19 protein-coding genes and 1 pseudogene are annotated in these 20051 nt (G+C 71.6%); 8 read left to right on the top strand and 12 right to left on the bottom strand.

The genetic code is table 11. From position 1 onward, the window contains the following. From JI751_RS13120 to JI751_RS13140, 5 genes and pseudogenes are all read right to left on the bottom strand, one after another. Positions 1-210, bottom strand: a pseudogene (locus JI751_RS13120) (sugar phosphate isomerase/epimerase); the annotation flags it as partial. 32 nt (positions 211-242) lie between these two features. After that, on the bottom strand, positions 243-1418 hold the full coding sequence (locus JI751_RS13125) for a Gfo/Idh/MocA family protein (RefSeq protein WP_201937222.1): 1176 nt from the start codon (positions 1416-1418) through the stop codon (positions 243-245). A gap of 87 nt (positions 1419-1505) precedes the next feature. After that, complete coding sequence (locus JI751_RS13130) at positions 1506-2582, bottom strand: substrate-binding domain-containing protein (protein ID WP_201937224.1); 1077 nt, start codon at positions 2580-2582, stop codon at positions 1506-1508. 111 nt (positions 2583-2693) lie between these two features. Continuing rightward, positions 2694-3791, bottom strand: coding sequence for an ABC transporter permease (locus tag JI751_RS13135; RefSeq protein ID WP_201937226.1), 1098 nt, complete (start codon positions 3789-3791; stop codon positions 2694-2696). Beyond that, on the bottom strand, positions 3788-5311 hold the full coding sequence (locus JI751_RS13140) for a sugar ABC transporter ATP-binding protein (protein WP_307814190.1): 1524 nt from the start codon (positions 5309-5311) through the stop codon (positions 3788-3790). Before JI751_RS13140 ends, JI751_RS13135 begins: the two co-directional genes overlap by 4 nt. 97 nt (positions 5312-5408) lie before the next feature. Here JI751_RS13140 and JI751_RS13145 point away from each other — a divergent pair, with 97 nt between their 5' ends. Further along, positions 5409-6608 carry an ROK family transcriptional regulator gene (locus tag JI751_RS13145; RefSeq protein WP_307814192.1) on the top strand — a complete coding sequence of 400 codons (1200 nt, stop codon included), beginning with the start codon at positions 5409-5411 and terminating at the stop codon, positions 6606-6608. On the opposite strand, the gene JI751_RS13150 is transcribed toward JI751_RS13145, so the two are convergent. After that, positions 6593-7798 carry an acyl-CoA dehydrogenase family protein gene (locus JI751_RS13150; RefSeq protein ID WP_201937236.1) on the bottom strand — a complete coding sequence of 402 codons (1206 nt, stop codon included), beginning with the start codon at positions 7796-7798 and terminating at the stop codon, positions 6593-6595. The two genes, JI751_RS13145 and JI751_RS13150, sit on opposite strands and share 16 nt — an antisense overlap. Positions 7799-7954: 156 nt before the next feature. On the opposite strand from JI751_RS13150, the gene JI751_RS13155 reads away from it, so the two are divergent. After that, on the top strand, positions 7955-8566 hold the full coding sequence (locus JI751_RS13155) for a hypothetical protein (RefSeq protein WP_201937238.1): 612 nt from the start codon (positions 7955-7957) through the stop codon (positions 8564-8566). A gap of 7 nt (positions 8567-8573) precedes the next feature. Here the strand turns inward: JI751_RS13155 and JI751_RS13160 are convergent, their stop codons facing one another. The 5 genes from JI751_RS13160 to JI751_RS13180 all read right to left on the bottom strand — a co-directional run bounded on the left by JI751_RS13160 (position 8574) and on the right by JI751_RS13180 (position 14603). Beyond that, entirely contained in the window at positions 8574-9620 is a 1047-nt protein-coding gene (locus JI751_RS13160; RefSeq protein WP_201937240.1) for a hypothetical protein, read from the bottom strand. Next, complete coding sequence (locus JI751_RS13165) at positions 9617-9826, bottom strand: DUF6752 domain-containing protein (protein WP_201937242.1); 210 nt, start codon at positions 9824-9826, stop codon at positions 9617-9619. The genes JI751_RS13160 and JI751_RS13165 overlap by 4 nt, the downstream gene beginning before the upstream one ends. A 10-nt stretch (positions 9827-9836) precedes the next feature. Beyond that, positions 9837-11414 carry a LicD family protein gene (locus tag JI751_RS21895; protein ID WP_201937244.1) on the bottom strand — a complete coding sequence of 526 codons (1578 nt, stop codon included), beginning with the start codon at positions 11412-11414 and terminating at the stop codon, positions 9837-9839. Between the two features lie 28 nt (positions 11415-11442). Beyond that, complete coding sequence (locus JI751_RS13175) at positions 11443-12558, bottom strand: endonuclease/exonuclease/phosphatase family protein (RefSeq protein WP_201937253.1); 1116 nt, start codon at positions 12556-12558, stop codon at positions 11443-11445. Between the two features lie 83 nt (positions 12559-12641). After that, positions 12642-14603, bottom strand: coding sequence for an alkaline phosphatase family protein (locus JI751_RS13180; protein WP_201937261.1), 1962 nt, complete (start codon positions 14601-14603; stop codon positions 12642-12644). A gap of 221 nt (positions 14604-14824) precedes the next feature. On the opposite strand from JI751_RS13180, the gene JI751_RS21575 reads away from it, so the two are divergent. The 4 genes from JI751_RS21575 to JI751_RS13200 are packed head-to-tail and all read left to right on the top strand — an operon-like array spanning position 14825 to position 18200. Beyond that, complete coding sequence (locus tag JI751_RS21575; RefSeq protein ID WP_201937263.1) at positions 14825-16120, top strand: magnesium transporter MgtE N-terminal domain-containing protein; 1296 nt, start codon at positions 14825-14827, stop codon at positions 16118-16120. Beyond that, positions 16117-16662 carry a DUF1003 domain-containing protein gene (locus JI751_RS13190; protein WP_201937265.1) on the top strand — a complete coding sequence of 182 codons (546 nt, stop codon included), beginning with the start codon at positions 16117-16119 and terminating at the stop codon, positions 16660-16662. The genes JI751_RS21575 and JI751_RS13190 overlap by 4 nt, the downstream gene beginning before the upstream one ends. Positions 16663-16693: 31 nt before the next feature. Then, positions 16694-17854, top strand: coding sequence for an Mrp/NBP35 family ATP-binding protein (locus JI751_RS13195; RefSeq protein ID WP_201937272.1), 1161 nt, complete (start codon positions 16694-16696; stop codon positions 17852-17854). A gap of 16 nt (positions 17855-17870) precedes the next feature. Continuing rightward, positions 17871-18200 (top strand): sec-independent translocase, encoded by a 330-nt coding sequence (locus JI751_RS13200; RefSeq protein WP_201937274.1) that lies wholly within the window; start codon positions 17871-17873, stop codon positions 18198-18200. Between the two features lie 12 nt (positions 18201-18212). Here JI751_RS13200 and JI751_RS13205 read toward each other — a convergent pair whose 3' ends face one another. Further along, positions 18213-18749 (bottom strand): hypothetical protein, encoded by a 537-nt coding sequence (locus JI751_RS13205; RefSeq protein WP_201937276.1) that lies wholly within the window; start codon positions 18747-18749, stop codon positions 18213-18215. Between the two features lie 115 nt (positions 18750-18864). Here JI751_RS13205 and JI751_RS13210 point away from each other — a divergent pair, with 115 nt between their 5' ends. Continuing rightward, on the top strand, positions 18865-19509 hold the full coding sequence (locus JI751_RS13210) for a LysM peptidoglycan-binding domain-containing protein (RefSeq protein ID WP_201937278.1): 645 nt from the start codon (positions 18865-18867) through the stop codon (positions 19507-19509). Next, positions 19506-20015 carry an Rv3235 family protein gene (locus tag JI751_RS13215; protein ID WP_201937280.1) on the top strand — a complete coding sequence of 170 codons (510 nt, stop codon included), beginning with the start codon at positions 19506-19508 and terminating at the stop codon, positions 20013-20015. The genes JI751_RS13210 and JI751_RS13215 overlap by 4 nt, the downstream gene beginning before the upstream one ends. Positions 20016-20051: the final 36 nt, after the last annotated feature.

The raw sequence follows: 20051 nt of genomic DNA on the forward strand, positions 1-20051 counted from the left end.
GATCGCGAACACCTGGAGGTCGTGCTTCTTCAACACCTCCAGCTTCGCCGGCACGTAGGAGTCGTCCTCCACCGCCGCCCACGGGTCGAAGTGATCACCCCAGCAGGCGATCTCCAGACCGTCATAACCCCACCCCGACGCGAGCCGGCACACCTCCTCGAACGGCAGGTCGGCCCACTGGCCGGTGAACAAGGTGATCGGGCGAGTCATCAGGTGTCCCTTCTCAGGAGGTGCGAGGTCGGTCAGGCGGGGATGTCGTGCCAGGACGAGCTCAGCGAGCTCGCCTCGACGGCCGCGAGGACGCGCTGGACCTGCAGGCCGTCGGCGAACGACGGCGCGGGGTCCGCACCCTTGGCGATGTCGGTGACGAGGTCGACGACCTGGTGGGTGAAGGCGTGCTCGTAGCCGAGCAGGTGGCCGGGCGGCCACCACGCGGCGACGTAGGGGTGGTCGCCCTCGGTGGCGAGGATCCGGCGGAACCCGGCCGTCGCGGACGGGTCGTCGCCGTCGAAGAAGTGGAGGACGTTCATGTCCTCGAAGTCGAACGCCAGGCTGCCGCGGGATCCGTTGATCTCGATGCGGATGGCGTTCTTGCGTCCGTTGGCGAACCGGGTCGCCTCGAAGACGCCCAGCGCACCCCCACGGAACTGGGCGAGGAACGCGGCGGCGTCGTCGACGGTCACCGGCCCCGTGCCACTGCCGGCGGTCCCGGAGAGGCCCGAGTGCTCGCTCGGCAGCGGTCGCTCCTTGACGAAGGTCTCGAGGCGGCCGGTGACGGTGGCGATGGTGTCCCCAGTGATGTACTGCGTGAGGTCGACGATGTGGGCGCCGATGTCGCCCAGCGCGCCGGAGCCGGCCTTCGACTTGTCGAGGCGCCACGACAGGGGTGCCTGCGGGTCGACGATCCAGTCCTGGAGGTACTGCGCGCGGACGTGGTGGATGGTGCCGAGGCGGCCCTCGGCGACGAGCTGTCGGGCCAGGCCGATGGCCGGCACCCGGCGGTAGGTGAAGCCGACCATCGAGCGGACGCCGGAGGCCCTGGCCTTCTCGGCGGCCGCGACCATCGCCTCGGCCTCCTCGACGGTGTTGGCCAGCGGCTTCTCGCACAGGACGTGCTTGCCCGCCTCGAGCGCGGCGATGGCGATCTCGGCGTGGGTGTCCCCGGGGGTGCACACGTCGATGAGGTCGATGTCGTCGCGGTCGATCAGGGCGCGCCAGGACGTCTCGGTGGACTCCCACCCGAGCTGCGCGGCGGCCGCGGCCACCCTCACCTCGTCACGACCCGCCACGGCGGACATGCGGGGCCGCAGGGGGAGGTCGAAGAATCGCGGGGCGTTGCGCCACGCCTGGGAGTGCGCCGCACCCATGAAGGCGTAGCCCACCATCCCCACGGACAGCGTGTCGTGCTCGGAGGTCATCACCGTTTCCTGTTCTGTCGTCGACCGGTTCGAGAGGGCAGACCCCGTCCGGCGCCCCCAGTGTGGAGGCGCCGGACGGGTCGTGTCTCAGGACTCGAAGGCGCTGTCGATGTACTGGTCGACGTTGTCCCCGGTCACGACCGGGGCGTAGAGCTGCACCTCGCGGGGCACCTCGACCTCGACCAGGTCGCCCATGGCCTTCTGCTGCACGAGGAGGCGGGCGAGCTTGACGCCGTCCGCACCCTGGGTCGACGGGTAGATGACCGTCGCCTTGAGCACGCCGTTGTCGCTCTCGATGTCACGCATCGCGTTGGCCGAGCCCGCGCCACCGATCATGGTGAACTCGTCGCGGCCAGCACTCTCGATGGCGGCCAGGACGCCGACGCCCTGGTCGTCGTCGTGGTTCCACAGGAAGTCGATCTTCGGCTCGGCCTGCAGCAGCTGCGAGGCGACCTCCTCGCCGCTCTCCACCGTGAACTCGGCGGCCTGGCGGGCGTCGACGTCGAGGCCGCACTCGGACAGCGCGTCCTCGAAGCCCTGGCTGCGGTCCTGGGTCAGGGGCAGCGAGTCGATGCCGGCGATCTCGGCGACGATGGCGTCCTCGTTGCCGTCGGCCTGCTGACAGACGTACTGGCCGGCCGAGACACCCATGCCGTAGTTGTCACCGAGCACGGTGACGCGAGCGGCGTTGGGGTCGTCGAACTCACGGTCGACGTTGATGACCGGGATGCCGGCCTCCATCGCCTTGAGGGCCACGGGCGTCATCGCCGCGCCGTCGAACGGGAGCAGCACGATCGCGTCGACCCCGTCGTTGATGAAGGTCTCGACCTGGCTGATCTGGAGGTTGACGTCGTTGGTGCCCTCCGCGATCTGCAGGTCGAGGTCCGGGTACTGGTCGGCGAGGTCACGCACGTTGTTGGTGATGGCCGCCATCCAGCCGTGGTCGGCGGCGGGCGCCGAGAAGCCGATGGTGACGGTGTCGCCCTCTTCGTCGTTGCTGCCCTCGGCGGCGACCGGAGCGGCGTCCGAGCTGCTCTCCTCGTCGTTCGCGGCGTCCTCGGCGCTGCCGGTGCAGGCGGAGAGGGCCAGGACGGCGACCGCGCCGATCACGAGGCCGGGGTAGCGGCGGCTCTGCTGCCGTGAAGTGGTGGTGCGCAGTCGCATGGGATGTGCTCCTTGTTTCTGGCGGTGTGCCTGGTGTGTGTGCGGGGTGGTGCTGGGGGTGGTGCTGGGTCTGGTGCTGGGTGGTGCGGGATGTTCCGAGTACGGGTGGGATCAGGTGCTGGCGGAGCGTCGGGCCAGCCGCTGCTGGAGCAGCACGGCGACGACGATGATCAGGCCCTTGGCCACGGCCTGGGTCGAGCTGTCCTGGTTGTTGAGGACGAAGACGATGCTCAGGGTGCTGAAGATGAGCACGCCGATGACCGTGCCGACGATGGTGCCGCGTCCGCCGGTGAGCAGCGTGCCGCCGATGACGACGGCGGCGATGGCGTCGAGCTCGAGCAGGGTGCCGTGCGTGGAGCTGCCGGTCGACGTGCGGGCGAGGTACATCAGGGCGGCGAGGCCGCAGCAGAGACCGACGAGCACGTAGACGAGCGTGGTGTGCCGCTTGACGTTGATGCCGGCGAGGCGTGCCGCCTCCGGGTTGCCGCCGACAGCGAGGGTCCGCCGGCCGAAGGTGGTGCGGTTCAGCAGGAACCAGCCCCCCACCGACACCAGGGCGAAGATGACGACGAGCAGCGGGACGCCGAGGATGTCGGCCGACCAGAAGTCCTTGAACCCCTGCACGTTCACGATCTGCGTACGTCGCTCGGAGATGATCTCGGCGAGTCCTCGGGCCGAGGCCAGCATGGCGAGGGTCATGATGAAGGGGACGACGTTGCCGTAGGCGATGAGCACGCCGTTGACCAGCCCGCAGGCCCCGCCGACGGCGAGGGCGACGAACACCATGACCACCCAGTGGGTGTCCTCCGCCATGGTCTGCGTCGCGAAGGTGCTCGCCCAGACCGACGAGAGGGCCACGATCGCTCCGACCGACAGGTCGATGCCCCCGGAGATGATCACGAACGTCATGCCGATGCTGACCACGCCGACGATCGAGGCGAGCCGGAGGATGGTCACCATGGTGTCGACGCTGGCGAAGCGGTCGCCCGCGGTCACGACACCGACGACGCAGATGACGAGCAGCGCCACGATGAGGCCGATGTTGCGGCCGAACGACCCGCTCATCAGCCCGGCGCCGCGAGACGACCGCTCCGACTCGGCGGCCGCGTTCTCCACCCGGACGGTGTCGCTCGTGGGTGCCACGGTGTTCTCCACGCCGGTCAGGTCGGGACCTCGATGGGTCCCCGGGGTCGTGCTGTGGTCGCTCATGCGGCGCTTCCTTCCATGACGAGGTCGAGGACTCGCGACTCGTCGATCTGATCTGCGGGTCCCTCGTGAACGACGCGGCCCTCGCGGACCACCAGCACCCGGTCGGCGAGACCGAGCACCTCCTCCACCTCGCTCGACACGACGACGACGGCCACCCCTGAATCGGCGAGTGCCCGCACGACGGCGTAGATCTCGGCGCGCGCGCCGACGTCGACGCCGCGCGTGGGCTCGTCGAGCAGCAGCACGCGGCACTCGCGGAGCAGCCAGCGCGCCAGGACGACCTTCTGCTGGTTGCCGCCCGACAGGAGGCGCACGAGGCGATCGACCCCTGCCGGACGGACGTCGAGGGACTGGGTGACCTCAGCGGCGCGCTTGCGCTCCTCACCGCGGTCGAGGAAGCCCAGGCGCGCGAAGCGACTGAGCGTCGAGATGGTGATGTTGCTGTAGATCGCCTGGTCGAGGAGCAGGCCCTGGCTCTTGCGCTCCTCCGGGGCGAGGCCGAGACCGGCCTTGACGGCCGCCTGGACCGAGCCGCGGCGCAGCGGCTCGCCGTTGACCGTGACGGTGCCCGCGGACGCGCGCCGCGCGCCGTAGAGCGTCTCGAGGATCTCGGAGCGGCCGGCGCCGACGAGCCCGGCCAGGCCGACGATCTCCCCCGCGCGGACCGTCAGGTCGACGCCGGAGAAGACACCGGCGAGCTCAAGGTCGCGGACCTCGAGGACGGGCTCGCCGAACGTCGCCGCCTGGCCGCCGCGGGGCGGGAAGACGTACTCGATCGAGCGGCCCGTCATGAGCTTGATGAGCTCCGAGGTGGGCGTGTCGGCCACGGCGAGCCCGGTGGCGACCGTGCTGCCGTCCTTGAGCACGGTGATCCGGTCGCCGATCTGGCGGATCTCCTCGAGCCGGTGGGAGATGTAGACGATCGCGACGCCCTCGGCGGTGAGGTCGCGGATGACCCGGAAGAGGTTGTCGACCTCGCCCTGGTCCAGCACCGCCGACGGCTCGTCGAGCACGAGGAGGCGGGTGTTCTGCGACAGCGCGCGCGCCATGCTGACGACCTGCTGCGCGGCCGGGGTGAGGCGCCCCACCTCGCGGGTCGGCGAGATCTCGCTGTGCCCGAGGCGGGCGAGCAGCGCGGCAGCCTCGCGGTTGGTGCGGCTGCGCTGGCTCATCCCGGCCGACGAGAGCTCGTGGCCCAGGAAGATGTTCTCCGCCACCGAGAGGCCCGGCACGAGGTCGAGCTCCTGGTAGATCGTGGAGATGCCGAGCTTCATCGCCGCCTGGGGCGTGCCCAGCGTGACGGGCTGGCCCTCCCAGAGGATCTCCCCCTCGTCGGGCTGGTAGCTCGCGGAGAGCACCTTGATCAGGGTCGACTTGCCGGCACCGTTCTGGCCCAGCAGGCAGTGCACCTCGCCCGGGCGGACGTCGAGGTCGACGCCGCCGAGCGCGAGCACGCCGGGGAAGCGCTTCACGATGCCGCGCATCTCCAGCAGGGGCGCCGACGTGGGCAGGGGGGTCACGGGGGGAACTGTGGCACGCGTCACGTACTTATGTCGACACCCTGACAAAAGTTTCTGGCCCAGTGTGGAAAGTCACGCAATGTGCCACACTCCGTCCGTGCGAACCGGTGAGCTCTTCGACCTCCTCCGTGACGGAAGGCCGTGGACACGTGCCCAGCTGGCCGAGGCGACGGGCCTCGCCCGGTCCACGGTCACCATGCGCATCGACACCCTCATCCGGCTCGGCCTGGTCGCTCCCTACGGCGGCGCGCGCTCGACAGGCGGCCGCCCGCCCGCGCTCTTCGCGCTCAACCCGAGCGCGAAGCTCGTCGTCGGCGTCGATGTCGGCGCGACCCACGCACGCGCCGCGCTCACCGACCTCGACGGCAGGATCCTGGGCGAGGCGGACGCCCAGATCGAGGTCGCGGCCGGCCCCGACGAGGTCCTCGGCTGGGTCATCGAGACCGTGCGGGACCTCGTGGCCGGCAGCGGCCGGAAGATCGACGACCTCGCGGCGATCGGGATCGGCCTGCCCGGACCGGTGGAGCACTCGACCGGCCGGCCGATCAATCCCCCGATCATGCCCGGCTGGGACCGCTACGACGTCCCTGGTCACCTCCGTGCCGTCTATCCCGTCCCGGTGCTCGTCGACAACGACGTGAACATCATGGCCCTGGGCGAGCGGCGCGCCTTCATGCGCGAGGTGGACGACCTCGTGCTCATCAAGGTCGCCACGGGCATCGGTGCCGGCATCGTGACCGGTGGCGTCCTGCAGCGGGGGGCCCGCGGCACGGCGGGCGACCTCGGGCACGTCCGCGTGCGCAACAACGACGACATCGTCTGCCGGTGCGGCAACACCGGCTGCCTCGAGGCCGTGGCAGCCGGCCCCGCCCTCGCCGCGGCGGTCCGCGCCCAGGGCGAGGACGCCAAGACCGGTGGCGACGTGGTCGACCTGGTCCGCGGCGGCAGCCTGGTCGCGATGGCCGTCGTCCGGCAGGCCGGACGCGACATCGGCGAGGTCGTGGCGACGATGACCAACCTCATCAATCCGTCGGTCGTCGTCATCGGCGGACAGCTCGCCGGCGCCGGCGAGCACCTGCTCGCGGGGATCCGCGAGTCGGTCTACCAGCGCTCGCTGCCGCTGGCCACCGAGCACCTGCGCATCGTCACCTCACGCGCGGGCGGCGAGGCCGCGGTGCTCGGCGCCTCCGCGCTCGCGATCGAGCACGTCCTCTCCCCCGACGTCGTCGAGGCCGCCAGCGAGGCGCTGGCCGCAGCGGACGCCAAGGCCGAGGCCGAGGCTCAGCGCAGCTTGTAGTCCTTCAGCAGGCTGCGGCCGATGATCATCTTCTGGATGTCGGAGGTGCCCTCGCCGATCAGCATGAAGGCCGACTCGCGGTAGAGGCGCTCGATCTCGTACTCCTTGGAGTAGCCGTAGCCGCCGTGGATGCGGAACGACGCCTCGACGACCTCGTTGCAGTACTCGCTCGCGAGCATCTTGGCCATGCCGGCCTCGACGTCCATCCGCTGGCCGGAGTCCTTGAGACGGGCGGCCTTGACCATCATCGTGTGGGCGGTCTCGACCTTCGTGGCCATCTCGGCGAGGCGGAACAGGACCGCCTGGTGCTCGGCGATCGGCTTGCCGAAGGTCTCGCGCTGCTGGGAGTAGGCGATGCCGAGCTCGAAGGCCCGGTTGGCGATGCCGCACGCGCGGGCGGCGACGTTGACGCGGCCGACCTCGACGCCGTCCATCATCTGGTAGAAGCCCTTGCCCGGCTCGCCGCCCAGGACCTGCTCGGCCGCGATCCGGTGGTTCTCGAAGATGGCCTCGGTCGTGTCGACGCCCTTGTAGCCCATCTTGTCGATCTTCCCGGGGATGGTGAGGCCGGGAGCGGTCTCGCCGAAGCCCGCCTCCTTCTCCACCAGGAAGGTCGTCATGTTCTTGTACGGCGTGTCGGCACCCTCGTCGGTCTTGGTGAGCACCGCGATCAGGGTCGACGAGCCGCCGTTGGTCAGCCACATCTTCTGACCGTTGATGACGTACCCCGCATCAGGGCCCTCGCCGTCCTTGACCGCCTTCGTCGAGATGGCGGCGACGTCCGAGCCCAGTCCGGGCTCCGACATCGAGAAGGCGCCACGGACCTCGCCGGTCGCCATCCGCGGGAGGTACTTCTGCTTCTGCTCCTCGGTGCCGTGCTGCATCAGCATGTAGGCCACGATGAAGTGGGTGTTGATCACGCCGGAGACGCTCATCCAGCCGCGTGCGATCTCCTCGACGCACAGGGCGTAGGTCAGCAGCGACTCGCCGAGGCCGTCGTACTCCTCCGGGATCATCAGGCCGAAGATGCCGAGCTCCTTGAGGCCCTCGACGATCTCGGTGGGGTACTCGTCCTGGTGCTCGAGCTCCGTGGCGACCGGGATGATCTTCTCGTCCACGAACTGGCGCACGGCCTTGAGGATCTCGGTCTGGTCCTCGGAGAGGCCGTCGGTCTGGCAGAGGCGAGGCATGTGCGGGGCTCCTGTGCAGTCGCGGACGCGGGGTCGAGCTCCTCGGGAGTCTAGTTATCGGTCGTTCACCTGGGCAGGGGCCGCGTCCGAGACTGTCGTCACACCCCGACCGGCTTCTCCGGGCCGCATCTGGACCCCCATGAGACACTGGAGTGCATGCGAGCCACCCGCCTGACCGTGCCGGCCCTCGGGGCATCGCTCGTCCTGCTCCTGGGCGCTTGCGGCGACGACTCCTCGCGGGCCGAGGACCCTGCTGCTGACGCGTCGGCGTCCGAGACGCCCTCGGAGACGACCTCGTCGGAGCCACCCTCGCCCGAGCCGGTGGTGCTCATCGACTTCGGCGACGAGCCTGCGGTGGACGCGACCTACAAGGACGCCGCCCTCCAGGCGGTCGGCGACAAGCTCATCACGATGGTGCCCTCGGCGCTCCCCGACGGCTGGACGACGGTCGGCGGCGGCTACCAGGCCGAGCCGCAGTGGTGGCACATGGAGTACACCGCCCCCACCGGCGACGTCACGCTCGACCAGTTCCCCGGGGACACCGAGACGACCATCGGGAGCCAGCTGAGTGTCGCGCCGACCGGGGACGTCGACCTGTCGCCGTGGGGCATCGGCACCTGGTCCGCGTGGGACTACAAGGGGGCCACCGTCCTGACCCACGAGCTCAAGGGCAGCACGGTCATCCTCCAGGGCGCCGACCAGGACACGGTCACCGACCTCGCGAAGTCCCTGATCCCTGCCGAGGACGCACCCGCCCAGGAGGGCTGAGCCCGGCTCAGTCCTTCCCGCGCGAGCGCGGCGGGGCGTCGCCCGTGGCGGCGCGGACGTCGGCCAGGACGTCGGCGACGAGCCGGGCCGCTGACTCGACCAGCTCCGCGGCCGAGACGGTGCCGGGCTCGCGTCCACCGGCGCTGGCGGACTCCTCCGGAGCCAGTCCGGACAGGTCCCCCAGGACGTGGAACCCGCGCGCTGAGATGAGCTGGGTCGCCGCCCGGTCGAGCTCGGCGAACCGGGCCAGGTGCTCCGCCGGCATCGCGCCTCGCTCGCGCGGCTGGCGGGCGAGCAGGTCCTCGGCGAGGTAGCCGCGGATCCAGACGCCACGGTCGTGGGCGGAGTACGACGGCAGGTGGGCGTTGACCTGGCGCAGCACCTCGATCTGCACGATGCCGAGCGCGGGGTTCACGGCGTCGGTGGGCAGGTCGTACGCATCGGGGTCGACCCCGAGCACCTCGGCGAAGTGCCGCCAGTGGAGGTCGTGCGGCTGGTCCCTGCCGGGCATCACCAGGACGTGGACCCGCTCGGGAGGCAGTCCCGGGGCCCACCGCTCCAGCACGCCGGCGAGGTCCCAGGTGCGCATGCTGAACTCGGGTCCACCCGCCGCCGTGCCCGCCAGGACGGCCGGGAGGTCGACCGTGCCGCCGTTCTTGACCGACTCCTGCCAGCCGGCCGAGACCACGCTCGCCGCGTCGCGGGCCGTGACCACGAGGTGCACCTCGGAGTCGGGGAAGGCCTCGATCGCGCGGGTCGCCTGCTCCGCGGTGGCGCCGCAGAAGAACTCGTGGGTCAGCAGCACGTCGCGCGACTGACCGTTGGCCTCGGCCACCAGCCGGTCCCACGAGCCCGGCGCGTCCGGGTGGCGTCTGGCCAGGCGCCGTCGCTCCTGGAGGTCGAGCGCGGCCCAGAGGTGCTCACGGTGCCCGAACCCGGGCAGCAGGACGCCGTCCGAGGCGAGCTGGTCGCGGTGGCGCCACACCACCTGCTGGAGGTAGGTCGTCCCGGTCTTCGGCAGGCCGATGTGCAGCAGCACCCGGCCCGGGCTCACGAGAAGTCCCCGCGGTACTTCTCGAGGAGCTCCTCCAGCTTCTTTTCGTCGCGGGCGGCGACAGGGAGCAGGAGCTCGGTCACCACGTCGGTGAGCTCGGCCAGCCGCACGTTGAGGGCGCGGTTGTCCTGCACGGCCTCCTCGAGAGCCGTCACCCGCGCGGCCAGGTCGCCGCCGGGGACCTGCGTGGTGCGTCGTCCGAACATGTGGGTCTCCCTAGGCTTCGGGGTGGGGGTTGAAGTCGATGACCATGCGGCACACTTGCGAGCTCTCGGGGTCGTCCGACACGTGCTCGCGGACCAGCTCGACCACGCGGCCGCCGGACTCGGCGACCTCGGCCAGCACGATCTCGGGCGCGAGGGGCTTGCGGGCGCCGGTGCGGCGCGCGTAGTGGTCGCGGCCCTTCTCGCTCAGGAACTGCAGGTGCAGCGTCCCCGACGTGCCCGCCACCATCATCCGCGCGGCCCGCAGCATGTTGAGCCGGCCGCGGTGGCCGAGGCGCTCGATGACGTGGACGCAGCCGACGGCCCGGGGGCCCGGCATCCGCGCGACCCACGCCGAGACCGCCAGCACGTGGCGCAGCTCGAGCAGGTTGAAGAGCTGGAAGCTGACGCGCGGGTCGTCGGCGCGACGCTCGGCCTCGGGCTCGTAGGCGTAGGGCTGGAAGTCGAGGCCGACGGCCGAGGTGCCCCGGTCGGCGAACCACGCGACGTCGGTGCCGCGACCGCACCCGATGTCGATGTAGGTCGCCAGGTCGGGGTGGCGCTCGGCGACGTCGCGGGCGACCGCGGAGACCGAGCGCGCGTGGTCGGCGGTGCGCTTGTGGTAGCCGTGCCAGCCGGCGCGGCCCGTGCGCATCCCCCGGAACCAGCCGTTGAAGAGCTCGATCGTGCTGGCGGGAGTGGTGAACTTGTAGGCCGGGTCGGGCGTGCGCCAGCGCGGGCCGTAGGTCGCGGTCAGGAACCGGTCCTCGTCGGCCGGCACGGGGAACACGCGTCCCTCCAGCGTCGCGGTGCCGAGGGGGTAGATCCACGAGCGCTGGAACGGGACGGCGATCTCGCCCATCAGGTAGAGCTTGCCGTCGCGCATGAAGCCGCCGAAGACGTCGAGGCCGCGGTCGAGGCCGTCGCTCTCCTCCACGTGCACCTTCAGCGCGATCGCGGAGTAGCGGGTGACGCGGTAGCCCATGTCGGTCAGCGCGCGCTGGATCCGGAAGGACTCGCGGATCACGTCGACCGGGTGGTCGTGGTCGCTGACGTAGCCGAGGTCGGCGTCGCTGTCGTGGCCGATCAGGCCGCCGTCGCGGATGGCGCCCAGCGCGGTGCCGTAGGCCAGGAAGGCGCGGACGCCGACCTTGTCGAGGGCGCCGAGCACCTCCTCGATCGCGTCGAGCAGCGGCTCGACGTGGGCCGCGTCCCGGGTGTCGAAGGTCTCGACCAGCTTGAGCGACTTGTCGATGGCCAGCGGTCGACCCGCGGGGTTGACCACGTCGATGCGCTCCGTCGAGTCGCCGAGCTGGACGGTCTCGGCGTGGAGGACCGTGTCGGCCTCGGGGTCGCTGAGGGTCAGGTCGGTGATGCCGTCGAGGAAGGGACGCAGCGGCTTGGGCCACCGCAGCAGGATCCCGTCGTCGGTCGGCTCGCCGTCGCGCACGAGCCAGAAGCTCCAGATCCGCCGGCCGTCGAACGAGACGTCGACCAGGCGGTCGCGCTGCGGGCCGAGGAGCAGGCCCTCGACGTCCACCCGGCGGACGTCCAGAGGACCGGAGCGTCGCAGCTGGGACAGGGCCTTCACGGCGAGGACTATATCGAGCGGCATCCGCTCACTGGCTCGCGACCAGTGTCGCGGTGGCGTGGACCATCGCATGGTCGGAGGCGCGGCCGGTGTCGGACACGGCGTAGCCGTCGAAGGCCACGCCGGTGGAACCGAAGATCCAGTCCACCTGCATGCTCGAGGGCGGGGCGCACCCGCCTCCGGTGCTCCCACCGGCGGCGGCGGAGAACACGCCTCCCGCGGTGAACCGGCAGAAGATCTCGGCACGCTCGTTGAAGTCGCCGGTGACGATGACGGGCGTGCCGTCGGCCTCGTGCAGGGCGGTCAGGTGCGCGATCTCGATGCCTGCGGCCTCCGCGCGCCACCGGGCGTTGTTGCCGAGGCTGGGCGTGTCGGCGGGGTTGTGGAAGTTGGCGAACCACGCGCGACGCTTGGTGGTGGTCGACTCCAGCAGCACGACCGGCATCTCGATGCGGCTGCCGCCGGCGTAGGGGATGGAGATGGTGTGCGCCTCGACCAGCTCGAAGGCGCTCGAGCGCCAGGCGATGTTGAAGCGGACCGACTTGTCGCCGAGCGAGAGTCCCGGGTACAGCGAGTACTCCCCCGCCCGTGAGGTGAACATGCCGTACTGGGACGCCTCGAACTCCTGGAACCCCACGACGTCGATGCCGTTGCCGCGCAGCACGCCGATGGCCATGTTCATCCGGGCGGAGGCGTCGGGGTAGAACGCCGGCTTGTTGCCCCCGGCGCCGGTGTGGGAGGCGCCGAGCACGTTGAACGACGCCACCCGGAGCTCGAGCGGCGCGCTGCGCCGCGCGAGCTGCTTGGACACGCGCTGGGCCAGCTTGCGCTGGGCGGCACGGAAGCGGCGTACGGACTTCTCCAGCTGCTCGTCGTCACCCTGGCCGGCCTCGTCCGACTCCGGGTCGCCGTCGTCCGTGCCCCCGGTCGCGTCGATCGCGTCGGTCTCGTCGCTGCTGCCCGCGGACGGCTGGGTCGGCGCCTCGCGGGTCGTCGCCGAGCCGCCCTCGCCGTCGTCGGTCACGGCCCACGTGGCCGCCCAGGCCAGGGCCGCGACGAGCACCACGACCAGCAGGGAGGCGAGCACCCCGACGCGCGGCACCGGGACGGTGCGCAGGCGAGGAGGGCGCTTCCTGTGGTTCACGGCCACCTTCCGGAGGGACGGGAGCCGACGTTCACCGCTGACTGTTCGACGTGGATGGCTCGGAAGGCAAGCCTAACCGGCGATCACGCTCCGGGCACGGCGAGTGGATCGAACACCTGGAAGAGCTGCTCCGGGTCGTGGGTGGACCCCGGGATCGGGGGCAGGCCCAGCGTGCGGGTGATCAGGTTGGCCAGGTCGCCCACACGCAGCGGCTGCGCGCCCGAGTAGCCGACCTGGTCCTTGCCCGGGTAGGCGAGGGACGGGTTGAGGCCGTAGAGGTCGGAGGCCGCGGGCACGCCGGGGCCGGTGACGAACATCGGCACGCGGTAGCTCTCGACCCACTTCCGCGAGGAGCCCTTGGTCTTCTGGGCCCCGCTGGTGCCGGTCACGACGAGGAGCGTCGTGCCCTTCGTCTCGGCCTGGCGCTCGATGCCGCGCCGGATCGATGCGACGCGGCGCGAGACCTTCTTCACGGCCTTCTGGTAGGCGTCGCTGGTCCAGCCGTCCTTCTCGCCGGCGGCCTGCGCCCCGGACAGCTCGACCACGCTGAGCGAGGCGGGGCTGCTCGACATCTTGTCGCGCCACCAGCTCACGACCGCCGCGTCGTCGCGGAGGGTCTTGACCTGGTCGAACTTGGCGGAGCCGTCGTCGACGCCGTAGGGGTCCTTGCCGCCGGACTTCTTGTTCCAGCTCTCGCGCACGAGCTTGCTCTGCGGGCGGCTCGAGACGAAGCTCGTGCGGCGCGACAGGTTGTGCGCGAGGTCGAAGATGCTCGAGACGTACTGCCCGGCGGAGTCGTGCACCGTCCTGGGAAGCGTCGACTTCGAGCCCACGCCGTGCCCGCCGCGCTTGGGGAACACCCGGCGCCCGGTGAGGAGCGAGGCCAGGTTGGCGTCGGGCGAGGTGGACTCCGTGGCGGTCCGGGCGTTGCGGGTGGACGCGCCGTTCTGCACCATCCGGTCGAGCTCGCTCAGCCCGGAGCCCATCTTGCGCACGACCGTCGAGGTCAGGCCCGGGACCGCGACGACGACGACGTGGTCGACCCCCAAGGGGCTGGAGGCCGGCACGACGGCGTTGGCGTAGTAGAGCGGGTGGTCGCTGGTCTGGGCGACGAAGTCGTTGAAGTAGCGGGTGTAGCCGTTGAAGAAGACGTCCTTGGTGCCCATGACCCAGTCGATCGCGCCGCCGGCCGGGGGCGAGCAGGTCGCGCCGTCGGTGTAGCCGCCGCTCGCCGACCACATGTCGGCCACCGGGGCCACCGAGCAGTAGTAGCGGTCGCGGTCGTTCTTGTCCCCGAAGGAGATGAACGGGGCGTCCGGGTAGGCGGTGCGCAGCTCGTTGGCGAGCGCCGCCTCCATCGCGAAGCCCGCGTCACGCCACTGCTGCGCCGGACCGCGTACGTCGGCGGGGTTGTGCGTGTTGAAGAACCAGACCCGGCGGCCCGTGGCGTTGTTGCGCAGCAGCACAGCCGGCATCCGGCTCGGCACCCCGTCGAAGTAGGGGATCGGGAGCGTGCGCGCCTCGAGGAGGGTCCACACGTCGGTGCGCCAGCCGATGGAGTTCACGGACGGACCGGCCGGGTTGTTGGCGCCCGGGTAGGTCTGCCACGACGTGCCGGTGAGCTCGGCGAAGCGGGTGGCCTGCGGCGGCTGGAACTCCTGGAAGCCGACGACGTCGACGGAGTTCTGGGTGAGGATCTGGAGGACCCGCTCGATCCGCACGACCCCGGAGTCCCAGCCCTTGCGGTTGCCGCCGGGAGCGGTGTGGTCGGCGCCGAGCACGTTGAACGTCGCGGGACGGAAGAACGTCGCCGGCGTGGTCTGGGGCACGGTGAGGGCGGCGCTGCGGGTCGCGGTGGTCGAGGTGGTGGTCGACGTGGACGTCACAGCCGGCGAGGCGGCGGTCGTCGCTGCGGCCGGCGCTGCCGGACCCACCGGGTCGGAGCCGGAGGCCACTGCGATCGTGGCGGCGACCGCGAGAGCGGCGGAGATGGCGCCCACGCGGATCATCGCGCGTGAGCTCCGGGTCGTGGTGGTGGCAGGCATGGCGGCGGCCTCGCAGTCGTCGTCGGGGAAGTGGCGTCGTGGAGGGGGTGTGACCGCGGCCCCTCGAGCGTGTGCCCCGAAAACCCCGATCGATGTGACAGGAGTGACTCCTGCGTCTCGAGGGTACACCAACCACCCCCGCGATCCGGGCCTCTCGACGGTTGGGCTCGCGGGCTGCGCGCCCACCGTACGCCGGAGCGCTCGCACGCTAACGTTGCCGCGTGAGCACCACCCCGACCCGCGTCTTCGTGGCCCGGCTCGTCGGACTCCCGATCTTCGACCCCCAGGGTGACCAGGTGGCGAAGGTGCGCGACCTGGTCGTCGCGCTGCGGACCGAGACGAGCCAGCCGCGCGTGCTCGGCATGGTCGCGGAGGTCTTCGGCCGCCGTCGGATCTTCGTCCCGATGACGCGCGTCACCGCGATCGACAGCGGCCAGGTGCACACGACGGGGCTGCTCAACATGCGGCGCTTCGAGCAGCGCTCCACCGAGACCCTCGTGATGGGCCAGATGCTCGACCGCACCGTGACCATCAAGGACCTCGCCCGCGGCGGTGGCATCACCGGCGCGGTCTACGACGTCGCGATGGAGCAGGCGCGCAACCGCGACTGGGTGTTGTCACGGGTCGCCATCCAGGAGCCGAGCAAGGGGTTCCGCCGCCGGGGCCAGACGCACGTCGTGGAGTGGCGCGACGTCTCGGGTCTCACGAAGCAGGAGCCGTCCCAGGGCGCCACCCACCTGATCGCGGCGCTCAACGACATGCGCCCGGCCGACGCGGCCAACATGATCCACGACCTCCCCGCCGAGCGGCGTACGGCCGTCGTGGCCGCACTCGACGACGAGCGGCTCGCCGACGTGCTGGAGGAGTTGCCCGAGGAGGACCAGGTCGAGATCCTGGAGCACCTCGACTCCGAGCGCGCCGCCGACATCCTCGAGGAGATGTCCGCCGACGACGCCGCGGACCTGATCGCCGACCTCAACCCCGAGACCGCGGCGACCCTGCTCGGGCTGATGGAGCCCGACGGCGCGGAGGACGTGCGGCGCCTCATGTCGTACGACGACAACACGGCCGGCGCGATGATGACGCCCGAGCCGGTGATCCTCTCCCCCGACGCCACGATCGCCGACGCCCTCGCCCACGTGCGCAACCCCGAGCTCACGCCCGCGCTCGCGGCCCTGGTCTACGTCTGCCGCCAGCCGCTCGAGACGCCGACCGGCAAGCTGCTCGGTGCGGCACACATCCAGCGACTGCTGCGCGAGCCGCCGTCGACGCTGGTCGCCGCGGCCCTGGACGACTCGATGGACCCGCTCCGCCCCGACGCGTCGATGGACGAGGTCGCGGGCCACCTCGCGACCTACAACCTGGTCGCGGCGCCGGTCGTCGACGACGAGGGCCGGCTGCTGGGCGCGGTCACGGTCGACGACCTGCTCGACCACATGCTGCCGGAGGGCTGGCGCGACCGCGCCCCGCGGCCCGGCTCGATCAACGGCGGACCCTCCGCGGGGCGGGCGCGATGAGCGACAGCCGCCGCGAGCGCCTCGACACCCCGCGCGACACCCGTCGCCAGATCGTGCGGCGCCCCACGATGGACGCCGACGCGTTCGGCGTCTTCGCCGAGTCGTTCGCGCGCTACATGGGCACCGCGAAGTTCCTGCTCTGGATGACGCTGTTCGTCGCCGCCTGGGTCGCCTGGAACGTCCTCGCGCCCCGCGAGCTGCGCTTCGACAGCTTCCCCTTCATCTTCCTGACGCTGATGCTCAGCCTCCAGGCGTCCTACGCCGCTCCGCTCATCCTGCTCGCCCAGAACCGGCAGGAGCAGCGCGACAAGGTGGTCGCCGAGCAGGACCGCCAGGCCAATGCGCGCGCCCACGCCGACATGGAGTTCCTCGCCCGCGAGGTGGCCTCGCTGCGGATGTCGGTCGGCGAGGTCGCGACCCGCGACTTCCTCCGCTCCGAGCTGCGCGGGCTGCTCGGCGACATCGAGGAGCTGCAGCGCCAGGAGCCGGCCGACGAGACGCCGCCCACACCGGGCGAGCCCGCCCCCCGGTCGGCCACGTAGCCCTGCGGGGCCGACCGTAGACTTCGGCATCATGAGCACCCCCACGCAGCAGCAGGTGATGGACGCCCTGGCGACCGTCAACGACCCGGAGATCAAGCGCCCGATCACCGAGCTGGGGATGGTGGACTCCGTCGAGGTCGCCGACGACGGTGCGGTCGCGGTCCACGTGCTGCTGACGGTGGCCGGCTGCCCGCTCAAGGACACGATCAACCGCGACGTGACGGCGGCCGTCACGGCCGTGCCCGGCGTGACCGCGGTCGACCTGAGCCTCGGCGTGATGAGCGCCGAGCAGCGCGCCGGTCTCAAGGAGATCCTGAGCAACGGCCGCGCCGAGCGCGAGATCCCGTTCGCCCAGGCGGGCTCGCTGACCAAGGTCTACGCCATCGCCAGCGGCAAGGGCGGTGTCGGCAAGTCGTCCGTCACCGTCAACCTCGCGCTGGCGCTCGCCGCCGAGGGGCTGAAGGTCGGCATCGTCGACGCCGACATCTACGGCCACTCCGTGCCGGCCATGCTCGGCATCGCCGACGCGCGGCCCACCCAGGTCGACGACCTGATCATGCCCGTGCCCACCCCCAGCGGCGTCTCGGTCATCTCGATCGGCATGCTCAAGCCGCGCCGCGACCAGGTCGTCGCATGGCGTGGCCCGATGCTCGACCGGGCGCTGGTGCAGATGCTCGCCGACGTCTACTGGGGCGACCTCGACGCGCTCCTCCTCGACCTGCCGCCCGGCACCGGCGACGTGGCGATCTCGCTAGGCCAGCACCTGCCCAGCGCCGAGGTCGTCGTCGTCACCACGCCCCAGGAAGCGGCCGCCGAGGTCGCCGAGCGCGCCGGGACGATGGCCTCGATGATGCACCAGCGCGTCGTGGGCGTCGTGGAGAACATGAGCTACCTCCCCTGCCCCCACTGCCCCGCCGAGGACGACCACCGCCTCGAGGTGTTCGGTGCCGGCGGCGGCGCGCGCGTCGCCAGGACGCTGTCCGAGCGGTTCGGCTACGACGTGCCGGTCCTGGCGCAGATCCCGCTCGACATCTCGCTGCGCGAGGGCGGCGACGTCGGGAAGCCGATCGTGGAGGCCGACCCGGGCTCGCTGGCGGCCCAGGAGCTGACCCGCGTGGCCCGGACGCTGTCCGGCCGCGGCCGGGGACTCGCCGGGATGCAGCTCGGACTGACCCCCTCCAGCAAGTTCTGACCAGTAGGTTCTAGGCATGTTCGACGTCGGGTTCCTGGAGCTGGCCGTGATCGCCCTCGTGGCGGTCATCGTGCTGGGGCCCGACCGCCTGCCCGATCTCGCCCGCCAGGCCGCCCAGCTGCTCCACCGGATCCGCGGGATGGCGACCAACGCCCGCGACGAGCTCCGCACCGAGCTGGGCCCCGACTACGCCGACCTCCAGCTCCGCGACCTCGACCCCCGCGCGATCGTGCGCAAGCACATCTCCGAGGCGATGGCCGAGGTCGACCGCGAGCAGGCGCAGCAGGTCGAGGACGACAGGCTCCCCCAGGGCCAGGTCCCGCCCTACGACGTCGAGGCCACCTGACCCGCTGACGTCTCAGTCGTCGCGGCGCTGGATCGCGACGAGGGCGGCGTACGGCACGAGCAGGCGCTCACCGCCCGTCCCGCGGGCCTCGAGGAAGTCGGCTCCGACGCGCTGGACGTACGCCTCGTGGCGGGTGCCGTCGGCGAGGTGGACCAGGCAGCGCTCGTCGGCGTCCGCCAGTCGGCGGAGCGCCGAACGCAGGCCCAGCCGGTCGACCGCCGACCACGCGACCTCGGGCACCGAGCGTCCACTCGTGCCGTGGACGACCGAGATCGCGGTGAGCGGCACGATCCAGTCCTGGGCGGCGCCGCCGAGCAGGCACCACCCGTCGCCGACGCGGTCGAGGCTGCCCTCGACGCGACCGACGTGCGGCAGGTCGAGCGCGACGTGCCGACCGCGCGACGCCATCAGCCGGCTGGCGAGCGTGACCGAGCCGTACTCCGCCCGCGCCCGGTCGGCGAGCTCGGCCTCCCGGTCCTCCTCCCAGGCTGCCGCCGCCTGGCCCTCCAGGTCGTCGAACAGCGCGAAGAGGTCGTGCTCCCAGGACATGCGCTGAGCCTAGGCGCTCGGCAGCCGCCGCTCAGCACGCTGTGGAGGAACCGTTGACGACCGTCTTCAACGGTCGTTAAATGAGGCAAACGCACGCAAACGAAAGGTTTGTACCATGTCTCGGGTTCTCGCATCGCCTCTCCGACCGCTTGCCGTCTGGCTCACCGTGTCGCTCGCCGCCGTGGCCGCCTGCGCCGCGGCGGCCGGCGCGTGGACGGCGGCGAGATCGGCCTCGGGCCCGGCCGCGGTCACCGGCCTCGTCGTCGCGACCTGCGCCACCGTCCTGTCGCTCGCGCTCGCCTGGCTCTGGCTCGTCACCACCGCGACGGTGGTCGACCTGCTGCGTGGCCGCACCCCGTCGCAAGGCGCCACCCGCCGCCTCGTGCTCCTCGCCTGCGGCGTCGCGGTGGTGGTCGGCACGAGCGCCCCGGCCATGGCGACGGGCGGTGACGGCCGCGAGCTGCTCGCGGGACTCCCGCTCCCCCAGCGGGCCGTCGCGCCGGTGGTCCACCGCGCGACCCCCGCGCGGCCGGTGACGACGGGCACCTACGTCGTACGCCCCGGCGACTCGCTCTCCTCGATCGCTCTCGCCCACCCGGGCGCGGGGTCGCTCGACGACCGGTGGCGTGCCCTCTGGCGGGCCAACCACGACGTCGTCGGCGACGACCCCGACCTCATCCACCCCGGCCAGGCGTTGCGCCTGCCCGGCAGCACCGACCACACCACACCCAGCACCCACGAGGACGGAGACCGACCATGAGCAACCAGCACGCACAGGTGATCCCCCTGCGCACGCCCGCGCCGGTGACGAGCGTGCAGGGCTCCCTCGCCCTCGACCTCACCCCGCGGACCGCTCCCCCGCGCCCGCGGCTGCGCAGCACGCGCACCTTCGACCTGGTGGCCGTCGCCACCGCCGAGCGCAGCCACGTCGACGCGTTCGTCGGGCGCTACCTCCAGGCCGTCGTCGAGATCGCCGCCGGCGACCGGCCCGTCTCGCAGGTGCTGCGCCACTCGGTGCCCGAGGTCTACGCCGACCTGTCGGGACGGTCGATGGCGATCACCGCCGCACTCGGCACCGCGTCCGGCCAGGTCCGCGGACCCCACCCCGCGCGCCCCGTCGTGATCGGCGTGCGCACCGCGATGGTGCGCGGCGACGCCGTCGAGGCGAGCGCACACGTCCGCTACGGGCGGCGCTCACGTGCGGTCGCCGCTCGCTTCGAGGTCGTCCGTGACCGCTGGCAGTGCGTCGCGATCCAGTTCGGGTAGGCCCCTCGGAGTCAAGCGGGGTCCCCGCGGCGTTGT

It is taken from the genome of Nocardioides baculatus, from assembly GCF_016735675.1.
Classification (GTDB): Bacteria; Actinomycetota; Actinomycetes; order Propionibacteriales; family Nocardioidaceae; genus Nocardioides; species Nocardioides baculatus.